Origin of the sequence: Bradyrhizobium sp. LTSP849 (genome assembly GCF_000938255.1) — a bacterium.
Lineage (GTDB): Bacteria > Pseudomonadota > Alphaproteobacteria > Rhizobiales > Xanthobacteraceae > Bradyrhizobium.
The window spans coordinates 191,192-204,367 of sequence record NZ_JYMR01000056.1 but is presented as its reverse complement, the minus strand read 5'-3'; the positions used below and the strand labels follow the sequence as shown (position 1 = coordinate 204,367).

Genomic DNA, 13,176 nt, shown 5'->3' with positions numbered 1-13,176 from the left:
GAGGAACGGAAAGCGGCCTCACGCCGTTGCCATCGATCTGACAGGAGCAGATCGATGACCAATATCTCAAAGGCGCTCGCAGTCTCGCTGCTGTCGGGCGCCTTTTGCTTGATTGCCGCCGGCGCATACGCCCAAAGCAACACCACGCCACCGACTACGGCGACGCGTCCCACCGCGCCGGACCAGAACTCGCTTCCGAACGCCAACGCGCCGCCCACCACGACCACCCAGACCACTGGGCAGAGCAGCACCGATCCGAAGGTTCAGGAGATGAACCAGAAGGAAAAGGACAAGGTCGACCGCCAGGGGAAGTAGTAGTTTAGCGCCTTCGCATTGATGTGCCCTCTCCCTTGCGGGAGAGGGCAGCGACGCTGGTGGCTACAACCTCGCTTGGGTGAGGGGTTTGTCCATACGAATCTCGCGCATTGTTGTTCGCGGATACAACCCCTTATCCGGCGCTTCGCGCCACCTTCTCCCACAAGGGGAGAAGGGAAGAAGGTACACAAAAAATGCGGCGGACGTTACCGTCCGCCGCATTCGCTCGCCCCCGCTCCGCCTTCTTCGATCCGCCGCGGAGCTTATTTCTTCAGCGCGAACACCCAGATCACGCCGCCTTGCGGCACGTTGGACTCGATGCCGATATTGTTGGTCGCGAGCGCGTCCTGGATGCGCTGGGCATCCACGCCCCAACCGGACTGGATCGCGACGTATTGGGTGCCGTCGATCTCATAGGACACCGGCATGCCCATGATGCCGGAGTTGGTCTTCTGCTCCCATAACACTTCGCCGGTCTTGGCATTGAAGGCGCGGAAGTTGCGGTCGTTGGTGCCGCCGGCGAAGACGAGGTCGCCCGCGGTTGCCGTCACCGAGCCGAATAGCTGCGATTTCGGGAAGTTGTGCTGCCACACCTTCTTGCCGGTGGTGGGATCCCAGGCCTGGAGTTCGCCGAAATGATCGGCGCCGGGCTTCGCCTTCAGGCCGATGTCCTCCGGCTTGGTGCCGAGCCAGAGCTCGCCCGGCTTGAGCGCGACCTTCTCGCCGGTGAAGCCGCCGCAGAAATTCTCGTTGGCGGGCACGTAGACGAGCCCGGTCTTCTGGCTGTAGGACGCCGACGGCCAGTCCTTGCCGCCCCACAACGACGGACAGAACTCGACGCGCTTGCCGATTGCCGGCTTGTGATCGGGATCGACGATCGGCCGCCCACTCTCGGCATCAATGCCTTTCCAGACGTCGGTTGCGACGAACGGCCAGCCGGCGACATAGTTGATCTTGGTCGGGGTGCGCTCGAGTATCCAGAAGATCGCATCGCGGCCGGGATGGATCAGGCTCTTGATGTTGCGGCCGTCGCGTTGCAAATCGACCAGCATCGGCGCGTCGACCTCGTCCCAGTCCCAGGAGTCGTTCTGGTGGTACTGGTGATAGGTCTTGATCTTGCCGTTGTTGGGATCGAGCGCGAGCACCGACGAGGTGTAGAGATTGTCGCCGGGATGGGTCTCGCCGGGCCATGGCGCGGCGTTGCCGACGCCCCAATAGATGGTCTTGGTGTCCTTGTCGTAATTGCCGGTCATCCAGGCGGAACCACCGCCTGTCTTCCAATCGTCTCCCTGCCAGGTGTCGTGACCGGGCTCGCCTTCGCCAGGAATGGTGAAGGTGCGCCACAACTCCTTGCCGTCCTTGGCATCATATGCGGCGACGTAGCCGCGCACGCCAAGTTCGCCGCCGGAGCCGCCGACGATGACCTTGCCGTCGACGACGAGCGGCATCAGGGTCATGTACTGACCCTTCTTGTAATCCTGCACCTTGGTATCCCACACCACCTTGCCGGTCTTGGCATCGAGCGCGACGACATGATCGTCAGTGGTGGCGAGGTAGAGCTTGTCCTCCCACAGGCCGACACCGCGGCTGGTCGGGTGCAGCTGGAACAGATCGTCCGGGAGCTGCCGCTTGTAGCGCCAGTATTCGTCACCAGTTTTCGCGTTGAGCGCGATCACCTGTCCCATCGGGGTCGCCACGAACATCACACCGTTGTTGATGATCGGCGGCGCCTCATGGCCTTCGACCACGCCTGTCGCAAACGTCCAGACGGGCGTGAGATCCTTGACGTTGGTGGTGTTGATCTGATCGAGCGGGCTATAGCCCTGCCCGTCATAGGTCCGGCGATAGAGCATCCAGTTGCCCGGTTCCGGATTTTCCAGGCGCTGCGCGGTGACCGGAGAGTAGCTCTCGATCGGGCCGGCGACGGCCGCAGTCGAGACAAGGCACGTGAAGGCGACGAAGCCGGACAGTAAGCATTGCTTCCTGGTCATGGACGTATCCCCTTTTCATCCGTTTTGAATTCGTTTGGTGAATTCTTGTCGTTGTTCTCGTCGTGCGCGTCGTTCTCGTCACCCGCGCGTTGGCGGATGCGGCCTGTCGTGACGCGGGCGCGACCCGCGCGTCGGTCATCCCTGCTGTACGCCACCTACCTTTCCGACGAAGTTGCCGGCAACGCTGAGCGAGCCGTCAGCGAGCGCCAGCGGCAGCGCGGCGAGCCGCCGCGGCGCTGGCCCGAACACGACCTGCGCGCCCGCGCGGGGATCGTATTCGGAGTTGTGGCACATGCATTTGAACACCTCCTTGTCGCCGACATCGCTCTTGACCCAGGCGGTGACGGGACAGCCGGCATGGGAACAGATTGCCGAATAGGCGATGATCCCATCGATGGCACGCGCGCGCGTCTGCTCGTCGAGTTCGGCGGGATCGAGCCGAATGATCAGGATCTCGTTCAGCCGCGAGGCACTACGCACCACCGATGTCTTGGGATCCTTCGGCCAGGCATGCACCGGCGGCCCGCCGCGCGGCAGATCGGCCGAGGTGACGGGTTTTCCTTCCTGGTCACCTTCGGAGAAGACGAGCAGATCGCCCTTCTGTGGCCGCTCATCGGAGCCGGGCGGATCCTCGCCGGCGTGGACCTGCGTGGAACAGCCAAGGCACGCGGTGGTGGCGAGCGCACCGAGCAGGAGCGTTCGCCTCGTTTGCTCCGCGCACACGTCGACTTCAGTTTCCGCGAAGTTGTCGGAGGATGAGGATGTGGTGTTGAACGATGCGCTCGACATGCATGCTAGCAGGCGCTGGAACTCTGCCGAAAAAAAGGCGAAGAATTGGCGCCGCAGTGCATCAATATGGCTATGCTCGTTTTGATTGAACGCAAATGAGCGCAATCAAACGCGTTTTTGTAATTTCAACGCCACGCTACGCGAGCGACATGATGATTTTGCAGATCAGACCGATGATGTTGGAATTGGTGCGACGCGCTAACGTGCGCCGCCATGTCAACGAACATCAATTCGTTTGCACGTTTCTCAGGCAGGCATTTTGTATTCTAGGATCGAAGCACATGGCGCGGCGACGCGATGCGTCCCGCCACGGTCGCCGACGCCATTTCAAAACTATCGGCGATGCGCCGCGCCTTGTCGATGAACAGCGCGGCGGCTGGCGGCGGACAAACCTCGCGCGCGGTCTGCTCGAATAGATCGAGCCAACGGTCGAAATGGTTCCCGGCGAGCGTGAGTGGAAAATGCGCCCGCATCGGCACGCCGTGATAGCGGCCGGTCATCAGCACGACAGAGGACCAGAAGTTCTTGAGCTTGGCGAGATGCTCGTCCCAATTCTGCACGATCGCAAACACCGGCCCCAGCAGCGGATCCTCACGCACGCGCCCGTAGAAGCGGGTGACGAGTTCCCCGATCATCTCTTCCGTGATCCCGGTGCGCTCGATCGCGTCCTGGACCAAGAGGTTCCGCCGCTCAGCCGCAGCTTCCCGCTCGGCCTTCAGTCGATCCGACATATTCTTTGTTGTCCGTTCAATTGTTCCCGCACGCCACCCGTTCGACATTGTTGGGTCAATCGCGCGCGTCGTCTTTGACGCAGCGCACATTGCGGGACAAGCGACGGGCGCTCAGCACCCGCCGCCCGCGCCAATATCAGGCGCTATAGGTGTAAAAGCCCTGCCCGGTCTTGCGGCCAAGATGGCCGGCATCGACCATTTCTTTCAGCAGCGGTGCCGGACGGTATTTGGGGTCGTTGAAGCCTTTGTAAAAGACCTCCATTACCGACAGCATGGTGTCGAGCCCGACGAGATCGGCGAGCGCCAGCGGCCCGATCGGATGGTTGCAGCCGAGCTTCATGCCGGCATCGATCTCCTCGGCGGTCGCGATCCCTTCCTGGAGCGCGAAGATCGCCTCATTGATCATCGGGCAGAGGATGCGGTTGACGGCGAAGCCCGGGCTGTTCTTGGCCGTGATCGCCACCTTGCCGACGCGCTTGGCGAAATCCAGCGCCTTGGCATGGGTGTCGTCCGAGGTCTGCAAGCCGCGGATGAGTTCCAGCAGCGCCATCACCGGCACCGGATTGAAGAAGTGCATGCCGATGAAGCGATCCGGGCGATCGGTCGCCGCCGCAAGCTTGGTGATCGAGATCGACGAGGTGTTGGTCGCAAGCAGCGTGCGCGGCGACAGCGTCGCGCAGAGGTCCTTCAGGATCTTGACCTTGAGCTCCTCGTTCTCGGTCGCGGCCTCGATGACGAGATCGCAGTCGACGAGCTTGGCACGATCGGTCGTGCCGGTGATGCGCTTAAGCGTCGCCTCGCGATCGGCCGCCGACATCTTCTCCTTCTTGACCAGGCGCTCGAGGCTGCCGCCGACGGTGGCGACACCGCGGCTCACCGCCGCATCGGAGATGTCGACCATCACGACCGAAAGCCCGGCCGCGGCACAGATCTGGGCGATGCCATTGCCCATGGTCCCTGCCCCGATGATACCAACGGTTTGGATCATTGCTTCATATCCTTCTCATCCTGCGGGCGTGCCGGCACAGGCCCGCGCCCTGTTTCCTGCATCAGGGTCTAGCATCGCCATTGGGCGCGCGCGACCCGATCCTCCCCTTTCCTTAAAGCATCCATGGCGGGAATAAAGCCGCCTGAAAGCCGCGAAAGGCATGATTTGGCGGTCTCGCGGCCTGTTCGGCCCGAGCGATCTGCCTCCTCTGCCGCCTTTTGAGTGCCGAGATGCGGGTGCGCTGGCGTGTAATTCAGGACTGATAAAGCGGCCAAAAGCCGCCCGCCGACAGAGCCATCGCGGCGAGTGCAAGAAGGATCGCAATACCAAAAGCCGGCACAAGATGCGAGACCGGCTCCCGATGGCGCAGGAGCGAGACAATGGCGCCCACCATGATCGCGCCAAGCAACGCCAGACCCAGGAGCCTGGTCGAAGGCACCAGCAACAGCACAGCGCCGACAAGCTCCAGTCCGCCACAGACAAGATGAAAACCCGCTGGAAAGCCCCAACGCACGAAGTCGGCCTTCACCGTGCCCCGTCCGCTCAGATTGATCATACCGGCGAGGAGGAATACGACGGCCAAAACCCCGACGAGGATGGCCGGAGTAAATGAGACGATTTCCGCGAACATCTATGCATCCGTTCCTGCATTGGGCCTGTTGTTCCGGGAAGGAGTTTCACGATCCACTCCTCCCGCGCCTAACCGGCCAAGCCGATGAGAACGAGACTGAGTAGTCTCGTTGCGGACGCTTAGTAACGAGACTGACCAGTCTCGTCAACAGCAATTTTTTCGGCTATCACCGGTCTATGAATTCAGCATCGATTCCCGAATTGACCCCGCTGCAAACCCGTAAGCGGACCGCAATCCTAGAAGGCGCCAAGACCGTATTCCTGCACGATGGTTTTGAGACCGCGACAATGGACGACGTCGCTGCCGCCGCCGGTGTCGGCAAGCAAACCGTTTATCGCCACTTCGGCTCGAAGGAGGCGTTGTTTCTCGGTTTGGTGCAGTCGATGTGCGCCAGCGCGATCGAACCCGCATATCCGACCAACCGCCCAATCAAAGACGAATTGCGAGCGCTTGGACAATTGCTCGCACGCAGCCTGATTGCATCCGACAGCCTGGCGCTTTATCGCGCCATTGTCGCGGAGGCCGGCCGTCTCCCGATGCTTGGTGCCATATTCTATCAGCACGGTCCGCAATTGGCCCGGAGCATGGCCGCCAGAATCCTGGCGAAGCGCTTTGACGAAAAGACAGCCGCGGTCAGGGCGTCAACTTTTGTCTCGCTGGTCCTCGGTGACACGCATCTGGAAATGACGCTGGGCTACGAGGTGCCCGATTTCAAAGCTCGATTCAAAAAGCAGATCGAAGAGGCCATCGAATCTTCCCTCCGCTAGCGGCATCGCGACGTCGACGGGGCGAGATCGCCGATGAGCAGGCCAAGAACGCGATTGACAGGCCGCCTTCATTTCAATATTCGTTGAAATATGGAAAAGACAGATGCCGTCACTGCGCTCGCCGCGCTTGCCCAGGACAATCGCCTCGACGTCTTCCGCCTGCTGGTGCAGGCCGGTCCCGACGGCATGGCCGCCGGCGCGATCGCGGAAGCACTGGATCTCGCCCCCAATACGCTGACGTTTCACTTCGACCGGCTGCGGATGGCTGGTCTTGCCACCGTCCGGCGCGAGGGGCGTTCGATGATCTATACGGCGCGGTTCGAGATCATGAATACGCTCGTCGGCTTCCTGACCGAAAACTGCTGTGGCGGCGTTTCATGCGCTCCTGTCACACCCTCGAAACCCGCGCGAAAACGCAGCAAGGTTCCAGCCTGAAAGGACAGACCATGAAGCGCCTGCACGTCCACGTGTCCGTTGACGACCTTCCCCGCTCCATCGGGTTCTATTCGGCCTTGTTCGCAAGCGAGCCCTCGGTGGTGAAATCCGACTACGCCAAATGGATGCTCGAAGATCCCCGCGTGAACTTCGCGATCTCGACGCGCGGACGCGCGCCCGGCCTCGACCATCTCGGCATCCAGGTCGAGACCGGCGACGAGCTGCAAGACGTCTATGCGCGGCTGCGCCAGGCCGGCGGCAACGTGATCGAACAGGGGCAGACGGCTTGCTGCTATGCCAAGTCGGAGAAATCCTGGATCGACGATCCCGCGGGCATCGCCTGGGAAACCTTTCACACCACGGGCGAGAGCACCGATTACGGCGACGGCAGCGGCGAGAACCGCGCGCGGGTCGCGCATGAGCAGCAATCGGCTTGCTGCGCGCCGCAGGCGGCACCGAAGCCGTCACAGGCCTGCTGCTGAAGGTGTTGGCCATGGACGCGATCATCTACCACAATCCTGCCTGCGGCACCTCGCGCAACACGCTCGCCATGATCCAGAACGGCGGCATCGAGCCGCATGTGATCGAATATCTGAAGACGCCACCGTCGCGCACGCTGTTGCAGCAGCTTGCCGCGCGCATGGGGCTCTCGTTGCGCGACCTGCTGCGCGAGAAGGGCACGCCCTATGCCGAGCTCGGGCTCGGCAGCGCGGCCCTGACCGACGAGCAGCTTCTCGACGCCATGATGACGCATCCGATCCTGATCAACAGGCCGATCGTGGTCACGCCAAAGGGCGTCAAGCTCTGCCGTCCCTCCGAGCTGGTGCTGGATCTCCTGCCCGGGCAGCAGGGCGAGTTCGTCAAGGAAGACGGCGAGCGCGTCCGGCTGGACCGTGGCGCCTGATGCCGGCCCTTGCACAGCGTGCCTTTGCCGAATGGCTCGGGACCACGTTCCTGCTTGCCGCGGTGGTCGGCTCGGGAATCATGGCCCAAAAGCTCTCGGGCGGAAACATTGCGCTAGCGCTGTTGTGCAATACGATCGCCACAGGCGCCATCCTCGTCGTGCTGATCCTGATGTTTGGCCCGATATCGGGCGCCCACTTCAATCCGGCGGTAACGCTGGCATTCGCGCTACGCGGCGAGACGCCATGGACCGATGCTGCGATCTACATCGTCGCACAGATCGCCGGCGCGATCATAGGCGTGTGGATCGCGCATCTGATGTTCGAGCTTTCCGTGCTCCAGCTTTCTCTGACAGTCCGCACCGGAGCGGGACAATGGCTCGCCGAGGCCGTGGCGACTTTCGGTCTGCTGTTGACAATCCTCGGTGTCGCATCGCGAACCCCCGCCGCCGTTCCTTACGCCGTCGGCCTGTACGTCATTTCGGCCTACTGGTTCACGGCCTCGACGTCGTTTGCCAATCCCGCGGTCACCATCGCCCGATCGCTGTCCGACACGTTCGCAGGCATCGCCCCGCACGGCGTGCCAGCTTTCATTGCCGCGCAGCTTGTTGGGGCGATCCTTGCCATTCCGCTCGCGAACTGGCTTTGGAGCGGATGCTCCGTGAAGCGGGGCGCCTCACCACAGGTCTCCTGAAAGCCGGCATGGCTGTCACGACGATCGCAGTCTCTCGATGATGGCCGACACCTCGTCCAGCTGGACTTTGGCCGTGGCGAGGAGATCGAGAAGATCCCGCGCCGACTGCGCCGATCCGCTTGCGGCCGCCTGATCGATCACGGCCAATCCTTCGCCAAGACGCGCGATGACTTGCACGAGTTCGTCGCGCCGGCCCTGAAGATCGGCAAGCGTTGCGTCGAAGCGCTCGTCGAGCCTCGCGCCTTGCAACGAACGGATCGGAACGATCCTGTCTTCGGGAGGATCGGACATGCGAGCGTTTCGCCTTGCTGCCCACCCATCCTAGGCGCGGCGCCCCGGAACTCTGCGGTGGTGCTTTGTCGCATCCTGGTTCCCGGAACAGTTCATCGCCTGCGAACGAGGGCGCCCCTCACGCCTGCCTCACGGCTTTTGAACCTCGCGTGAGCGGCCGCGAGATCATGCAGCGGCGCGGAATATTGCGCCTCCGGCCCGATCCTTTCGATAGACCTGCTTGGAGCCTCCCATGACAAAGACAGCCATCGTCACAGCCTTTCGGCTCATCCTCTCGCTCGCGATAGCTGGTCCGGCGCAGGCCTGGCCCGGTGACCCCGGCGCAGGCATCGCCGCGCCCTCAAGCGCCGACTGCGCGTGGGGCGCTGAACGAGCGGAATGTGATGGGCTCGTCTCGATCCGTGCCGCCTCTGTCGCGCTCGCTCGCAAGCCGGTTCTTCCGCACATCCGCAAAGCGGAGCACGCCTCGCTTCCTCCGACGACGCGCCTGCCCGATCGCGAAGATGATCCTCTTGCATCCATGCATTTCGAATGAACGCTGCGTCGCGGCCACAGGCGAGATGTCACCTGCATTGCTCTCTCGCACGCGGCGGATGCGTGGATGTTCTGCAATTGGTCCCACCTACATTGACAGCGGTGTGACGGCCGGGGCAGTTTTTTGCAATGCTGGCGAATCAGCGACTGCCTCAAGCTGAGTACCTCTTGGACAACTCCCAGTGCTTTCGAGACTGATATCGTTGCTGCGCCGCATTCCTGCGGTGAAATGGGCGTTCACCCGGCTTCGGCCCTTGCCGCACGGCGGCAGCATTGACGTGGCACCGATCGTCGCGGACGAGCCGCCTGCCGTCATCGTCGACGTCGCTCCGGCTCTAGACATCGGTATCAGCACCGAGGCGTTGCACAACGACGCAGACATCGCGGCCGCAGACGATGATACGACTGTCTCTGTCATCGCGGAGAGCCCATCGGCCGCGCCGGCCGATATCCAGGTCAGCGACGAGTCATCTCGAGCCGTGCTCCCGGAAATTGGGCCGATCGTCGAAGAAGAGGCGTCGGTCTCGTTTGACGTCGACAACGAGCCGGCTGATATCCCTGAACTCATCATCGGCAGCGAGCCGCCTGCCGAACTCCCGACGGACGTTGAACCTGTCGTTGCGGAGGAGGCCTTCGTCTCATCTGTCGAGGTCGAGACCGCTTCGGCCGCTGTTCCCGCGGTCAGCGTCGACAGCGAGGCATCTCCCAGCGTCACGGTGGAGATCGAGCCGGTCCTCGCGAACGATCTTCTGCCCATCACCATCGTTGCCGCGGACAGCTCGTCCGCCGACTCCCCCATTGTCCCGACGAGCAACGAGCCTGAGCCTGTCCTTGCGTCTCCCGCTCCGGAGATCCGCAGCGCACCGAAGGCTCGTGCGAAAGCTGCCGAACCCGTCGATCGCGCCACGCTGATCCGGCAACGCTGGACTGAGACCGGCATCAGGATGTGGAATCCGCGGCTTCACGGCACCGGCGATGCCACGCTGAACATCCAGGGGCGCGTCGAACTGCTGCCGCCTGCGCCTGGCGAGAACTTGCCGCGCTACGACAAGCTGGAATTCAAGATGCTCGGCGGCCAGATTGTCTGCGAAGGCGTGATCGTCGATGCGCCCGCGCAGGCGGACAAGCGCAGCTTCACCCGGCTCGCCGAGCCAGGGAAATCCGACCGGGTTCGCGAGCCGGTGCGGGAACGCCAGGCCGCTCTCGCCTGATCCTTTCGCTCTGCGACGATGCTCACCATATGCTAGGCTGACACCCTGGATATGGGAGATCGCATGCCCGCGAAATTGTTGCGACTGATCGTGATCGCCGCCCTCTGTGTCTCGCAAGGCGCGTTTGCCGCTTCCAGCAAACGGCAGCGCCACGCGCCTGCGACGACACCCGCTATCGATCCGGCTGCACCTTACAAGGCCGACCGGCTCTCCTCCTCGCGCGGCGAGACGATCCTCAACACGCCCGGCCAGACCACTGTGCTGACGCGGCAAGTGCTCGACGACATGAACGCAACGAGCCTGAAGGACGCGATGCGCTCGACCGCCGGCGTGACGATCGGGCACTAGGCGCCTCTCGCGGCTTGCGCGCTCAGGGAATCGGATAACCCTTCCAGACCCACTCCAGCGCCGACGGCAGCGTTTGCGCGATCGTCGGCCGGTCGACGTGCTTGGCGTTGCGCACGAACAGGAACTGGTAGTGGTAACCCTTCTCCGCCAGTACCTTTGCTGTCAGCGCGTTCGACAAGGTCCAGTCGTGCATGCCATCGGGAATGGTGGGGTTGGGATAGAACAGGTCCTGGTCGCCACCGAAGAACCAGAAGCGGATCGGCTTGGTCGGCGCGCTCAGGATCAGCGGTACGCCAGGCGGATCGGCGGGCGTGAGCACGCCGGCTTTCGAAATGAGATTGGGCGTGGCCGGCCCGGTCCATCCGCTGTGATATTCCCAGGCACCGCCGCGTAGCGAGGGATCGTGCGGCCATTGCTGGTTGACCATCGTCGGCGAGAACGCCAGCACGCGGTGATAGAGATCGGGATAGAACCACGCCATGGTGAAGGCCGCCACGCCGCTCGAGCTCAGCCCCATGGTCGCGCGCCCATCCGGATTCCTGGTGAGCTTGACGCCGGTCTGCTGCTCGACCAGCGGCAGCACCTCGCGCTCGACGAACTGCGTGTAGGCGCCGGACACCGCGTCATATTCCCGCCCGCGCTGACTGCCCTGCGCATCCTGGCCGCCATTGCCGATCTGGATCGCGATCATCGGCGGCACACGGCGCTGCGCGATGAGATTATCGAGCGTGGTGGGGAGATCCTTGTACGCGGCGGAGCCACCGTCGCCGATCACGATGAACGGCACCTCCGTGCCGGCGACATATTGCGCCGGCACATAGACGTCGATCGTGCGCGACCACACGCCGGGATGGCTGGCGGTGACGATCATGTTCGACTTGTCGTCCGGCGCGGTGACGGTCGTCATGATCGAGGAGTTGCTGCATCCGGCAACGTCGTCGCGGATCAGGCCGGGATTGTAGATCGTGCTGTCCTTCGACGTGAGCGTGAAGGATTTTGTCGTGCCACGTGGGACACCTTCTTTCGCTATGGTCTCCGGCGCGGGATTGTGGGTGGGGCCGATGATGAAATTGCCCTCGGCGCCTGGCGGCGGCAGCATGCCATCGGGCAGCTCGGTCGCGCGCGGATAGTTCGGGTTCGAGGGATCGCGCGTCGGCGGCGTCGTCTTGAAATCGAGGCCCGTCGTGTCGATGAAGAATGGCGCCGCCTTGTCGGTGGTGTTGGCGCCCGGCGGCACGGCCATGTTCTGGGTGACGCAGGCCGGCTGCGCCAAGGCAATCGAACTGGCAATTGACGTGAAGGAGACGAGGGAAATCAGCGTCCCCGCAAGGACGGACAATGAATTGGTCATTTCAGCTCCCGGTGCCGACGAGTCTTGCAGGCTCGTCTTGAGAGGAAGTATGGCGGGTGGCCCGCGCGCGGTCAAACGCCGGGCGACCGCGTTGCAGCAATAGCCGCCATGCTCAAACCGGACAGGGATCGTTATTCCGCGCATGGCGCGAAATTTTTCGAACATGAGGCCGTTGCTGCCTTATCGCGCAACACGTAGCTTGCGGTAGGTCGAGGCGCGCGAACGTCACGTGCAATCATAACGACAAGAACACTTTGGGAGGAAAACGATGAGAAAGCTCACGGCCGCGCTGTGCGCGCTGGCACTGTTCGCACCGGTTGCGCAGGCGCAAACCGTCAAGGATTTCATTGCGGCGGTCACCAAGAAGTGGACCACGCCGTTCGAGCCGTTCCAGCTCATCGGCAACATCTATTATGTCGGCACCGACGGCATCGCCGTCTACATCATCAAGACCTCGCAAGGACTGATCCTGATGGATACGGCCCTTCCCCAGTCAACCGGCATGATCAAGGACAACATCGCAAAGCTCGGATTCAAGGTCGCCGACATCAAGTACATCCTCAACACGCACGCGCATTTCGACCACACCGGCGGCTTCGCCGAGATCAAGAAGGAGACCGGCGCGCAGCTCGTGGCCGGTGAGCGCGACAAGGCGCTGCTCGAAGGCGGCTATTATCCCGGCGACGAGAAGAACGAGGATCTCGCCTTCCCCGCAGTGAAGGTCGACCGCGCCGTGAAGGAGGGCGACAAGGTCACCCTCGGCGACACCACGCTGACGGCACACGAAACACCGGGCCATTCGCCGGGCTGCACAAGCTGGGAAATGACCGTCAAGGACGGCAGCCAGGACCGCGAGGTGCTGTTCTTCTGTAGCGGCACCGTGGCGCTGAACCGGCTGGTCGGTCAGCCGACCTATGCCGGCATCGTCGACGACTATCGCTCAACCTTCGCCAAGGCCAAGGCAATGAAGATTGATGTGCTGCTCGGGCCGCATCCCGAGGTCTATGGCATGCAGGACAAGCGCGCGCAGCAGATAAAGGACAGCTCGCCGAATCCGTTCGTCAAGCCGGGCGAGCTTACGACTTACGCGACCGGCCTGTCGGAGGATTTCGACAAGCAGCTCGCCAAGCAGATGGCGGCGCTTCAGCCCGCGAAATAATGTGGTTCGCGCGCGCCGCCTCTCCCAGCGGAGAGAGGC

The 13,176-nt window shown here is 62.8% G+C and carries 17 protein-coding genes; 10 read left to right on the top strand and 7 right to left on the bottom strand.

Annotated elements, in window-relative coordinates; translation table 11 throughout:
• The first annotated feature begins 54 nt into the window (after positions 1-54).
• On the top strand, positions 55-315 hold the full coding sequence (locus tag UB31_RS38135) for a hypothetical protein (RefSeq protein WP_045014515.1): 261 nt from the start codon (positions 55-57) through the stop codon (positions 313-315).
• 263 nt (positions 316-578) lie between these two features.
• On the opposite strand, the gene UB31_RS38130 is transcribed toward UB31_RS38135, so the two are convergent.
• From UB31_RS38130 to UB31_RS38110, 5 genes are all read right to left on the bottom strand, one after another.
• Positions 579-2,306, bottom strand: coding sequence for a methanol/ethanol family PQQ-dependent dehydrogenase (locus UB31_RS38130; RefSeq protein WP_045014514.1), 1,728 nt, complete (start codon positions 2,304-2,306; stop codon positions 579-581).
• A gap of 135 nt (positions 2,307-2,441) precedes the next feature.
• A complete protein-coding gene (locus UB31_RS38125) occupies positions 2,442-3,095 on the bottom strand; it encodes a QcrA and Rieske domain-containing protein (protein ID WP_045014735.1) in 654 nt (217 codons plus the stop codon).
• 266 nt (positions 3,096-3,361) lie between these two features.
• Complete coding sequence (locus tag UB31_RS38120) at positions 3,362-3,826, bottom strand: group III truncated hemoglobin (protein WP_045014513.1); 465 nt, start codon at positions 3,824-3,826, stop codon at positions 3,362-3,364.
• Between the two features lie 136 nt (positions 3,827-3,962).
• On the bottom strand, positions 3,963-4,814 hold the full coding sequence (locus UB31_RS38115; RefSeq protein WP_045006762.1) for a 3-hydroxybutyryl-CoA dehydrogenase: 852 nt from the start codon (positions 4,812-4,814) through the stop codon (positions 3,963-3,965).
• Between the two features lie 253 nt (positions 4,815-5,067).
• Entirely contained in the window at positions 5,068-5,445 is a 378-nt protein-coding gene (locus UB31_RS38110; protein ID WP_045014512.1) for a DoxX family protein, read from the bottom strand.
• 176 nt (positions 5,446-5,621) lie between these two features.
• Between UB31_RS38110 and UB31_RS38105 the strand changes: the two genes are divergently transcribed.
• The 5 genes from UB31_RS38105 to UB31_RS38085 all read left to right on the top strand — a co-directional run bounded on the left by UB31_RS38105 (position 5,622) and on the right by UB31_RS38085 (position 8,243).
• A complete protein-coding gene (locus UB31_RS38105; RefSeq protein ID WP_045014511.1) occupies positions 5,622-6,212 on the top strand; it encodes a TetR/AcrR family transcriptional regulator in 591 nt (196 codons plus the stop codon).
• A 90-nt stretch (positions 6,213-6,302) separates the two neighbouring features.
• Positions 6,303-6,647 carry an ArsR/SmtB family transcription factor gene (locus UB31_RS38100; RefSeq protein ID WP_045014510.1) on the top strand — a complete coding sequence of 115 codons (345 nt, stop codon included), beginning with the start codon at positions 6,303-6,305 and terminating at the stop codon, positions 6,645-6,647.
• A gap of 11 nt (positions 6,648-6,658) precedes the next feature.
• Positions 6,659-7,129, top strand: coding sequence for an ArsI/CadI family heavy metal resistance metalloenzyme (locus UB31_RS38095; RefSeq protein ID WP_045014509.1), 471 nt, complete (start codon positions 6,659-6,661; stop codon positions 7,127-7,129).
• Between the two features lie 11 nt (positions 7,130-7,140).
• Positions 7,141-7,551 (top strand): arsenate reductase (glutaredoxin), encoded by a 411-nt coding sequence (gene arsC, locus UB31_RS38090; protein ID WP_045014734.1) that lies wholly within the window; start codon positions 7,141-7,143, stop codon positions 7,549-7,551.
• Positions 7,551-8,243, top strand: a complete 693-nt coding sequence (locus UB31_RS38085) for an MIP/aquaporin family protein (protein WP_045014508.1) — start codon at positions 7,551-7,553, stop codon at positions 8,241-8,243. Before arsC ends, UB31_RS38085 begins: the two co-directional genes overlap by 1 nt.
• A 15-nt stretch (positions 8,244-8,258) precedes the next feature.
• Here UB31_RS38085 and UB31_RS38080 read toward each other — a convergent pair whose 3' ends face one another.
• Positions 8,259-8,534 (bottom strand): hypothetical protein, encoded by a 276-nt coding sequence (locus tag UB31_RS38080; protein ID WP_045014507.1) that lies wholly within the window; start codon positions 8,532-8,534, stop codon positions 8,259-8,261.
• A gap of 232 nt (positions 8,535-8,766) precedes the next feature.
• On the opposite strand from UB31_RS38080, the gene UB31_RS38075 reads away from it, so the two are divergent.
• The 3 genes from UB31_RS38075 to UB31_RS38065 all read left to right on the top strand — a co-directional run bounded on the left by UB31_RS38075 (position 8,767) and on the right by UB31_RS38065 (position 10,627).
• Positions 8,767-9,069, top strand: a complete 303-nt coding sequence (locus UB31_RS38075) for a hypothetical protein (RefSeq protein ID WP_045014506.1) — start codon at positions 8,767-8,769, stop codon at positions 9,067-9,069.
• A 202-nt stretch (positions 9,070-9,271) separates the two neighbouring features.
• Positions 9,272-10,279 (top strand): hypothetical protein, encoded by a 1,008-nt coding sequence (locus UB31_RS38070; protein ID WP_045014505.1) that lies wholly within the window; start codon positions 9,272-9,274, stop codon positions 10,277-10,279.
• A 63-nt stretch (positions 10,280-10,342) separates the two neighbouring features.
• Positions 10,343-10,627 carry a TonB-dependent receptor plug domain-containing protein gene (locus tag UB31_RS38065; RefSeq protein ID WP_197090915.1) on the top strand — a complete coding sequence of 95 codons (285 nt, stop codon included), beginning with the start codon at positions 10,343-10,345 and terminating at the stop codon, positions 10,625-10,627.
• A 22-nt stretch (positions 10,628-10,649) separates the two neighbouring features.
• Here the strand turns inward: UB31_RS38065 and UB31_RS38060 are convergent, their stop codons facing one another.
• Positions 10,650-11,978, bottom strand: a complete 1,329-nt coding sequence (locus UB31_RS38060; RefSeq protein ID WP_045014503.1) for an alpha/beta hydrolase — start codon at positions 11,976-11,978, stop codon at positions 10,650-10,652.
• A gap of 268 nt (positions 11,979-12,246) precedes the next feature.
• Here UB31_RS38060 and blaBJP point away from each other — a divergent pair, with 268 nt between their 5' ends.
• Positions 12,247-13,137, top strand: coding sequence for a BJP family subclass B3 metallo-beta-lactamase (blaBJP, locus tag UB31_RS38055; RefSeq protein ID WP_045014502.1), 891 nt, complete (start codon positions 12,247-12,249; stop codon positions 13,135-13,137).
• The last annotated feature ends 39 nt before the right edge of the window (positions 13,138-13,176 follow it).

Coding starts and splice junctions, on each gene's coding strand:
- UB31_RS38095 (WP_045014509.1), top strand. CDS start 6,659: ATGAAGCGCCTGCACGTCCACGTGTCCGTTGACGACCTTCCCCGCTCC.
- UB31_RS38135 (WP_045014515.1), top strand. CDS start 55: ATGACCAATATCTCAAAGGCGCTCGCAGTCTCGCTGCTGTCGGGCGCC.
- blaBJP (WP_045014502.1), top strand. CDS start 12,247: ATGAGAAAGCTCACGGCCGCGCTGTGCGCGCTGGCACTGTTCGCACCG.
- UB31_RS38110 (WP_045014512.1), bottom strand. CDS start 5,445: ATGTTCGCGGAAATCGTCTCATTTACTCCGGCCATCCTCGTCGGGGTT.
- UB31_RS38115 (WP_045006762.1), bottom strand. CDS start 4,814: ATGATCCAAACCGTTGGTATCATCGGGGCAGGGACCATGGGCAATGGC.
- UB31_RS38120 (WP_045014513.1), bottom strand. CDS start 3,826: ATGTCGGATCGACTGAAGGCCGAGCGGGAAGCTGCGGCTGAGCGGCGG.
- UB31_RS38075 (WP_045014506.1), top strand. CDS start 8,767: ATGACAAAGACAGCCATCGTCACAGCCTTTCGGCTCATCCTCTCGCTC.
- UB31_RS38100 (WP_045014510.1), top strand. CDS start 6,303: ATGGAAAAGACAGATGCCGTCACTGCGCTCGCCGCGCTTGCCCAGGAC.
- UB31_RS38065 (WP_197090915.1), top strand. CDS start 10,343: ATGCCCGCGAAATTGTTGCGACTGATCGTGATCGCCGCCCTCTGTGTC.
- arsC (WP_045014734.1), top strand. CDS start 7,141: ATGGACGCGATCATCTACCACAATCCTGCCTGCGGCACCTCGCGCAAC.
- UB31_RS38060 (WP_045014503.1), bottom strand. CDS start 11,978: ATGACCAATTCATTGTCCGTCCTTGCGGGGACGCTGATTTCCCTCGTC.
- UB31_RS38085 (WP_045014508.1), top strand. CDS start 7,551: ATGCCGGCCCTTGCACAGCGTGCCTTTGCCGAATGGCTCGGGACCACG.
- UB31_RS38105 (WP_045014511.1), top strand. CDS start 5,622: ATGAATTCAGCATCGATTCCCGAATTGACCCCGCTGCAAACCCGTAAG.
- UB31_RS38130 (WP_045014514.1), bottom strand. CDS start 2,306: ATGACCAGGAAGCAATGCTTACTGTCCGGCTTCGTCGCCTTCACGTGC.
- UB31_RS38125 (WP_045014735.1), bottom strand. CDS start 3,095: ATGTCGAGCGCATCGTTCAACACCACATCCTCATCCTCCGACAACTTC.
- UB31_RS38080 (WP_045014507.1), bottom strand. CDS start 8,534: ATGTCCGATCCTCCCGAAGACAGGATCGTTCCGATCCGTTCGTTGCAA.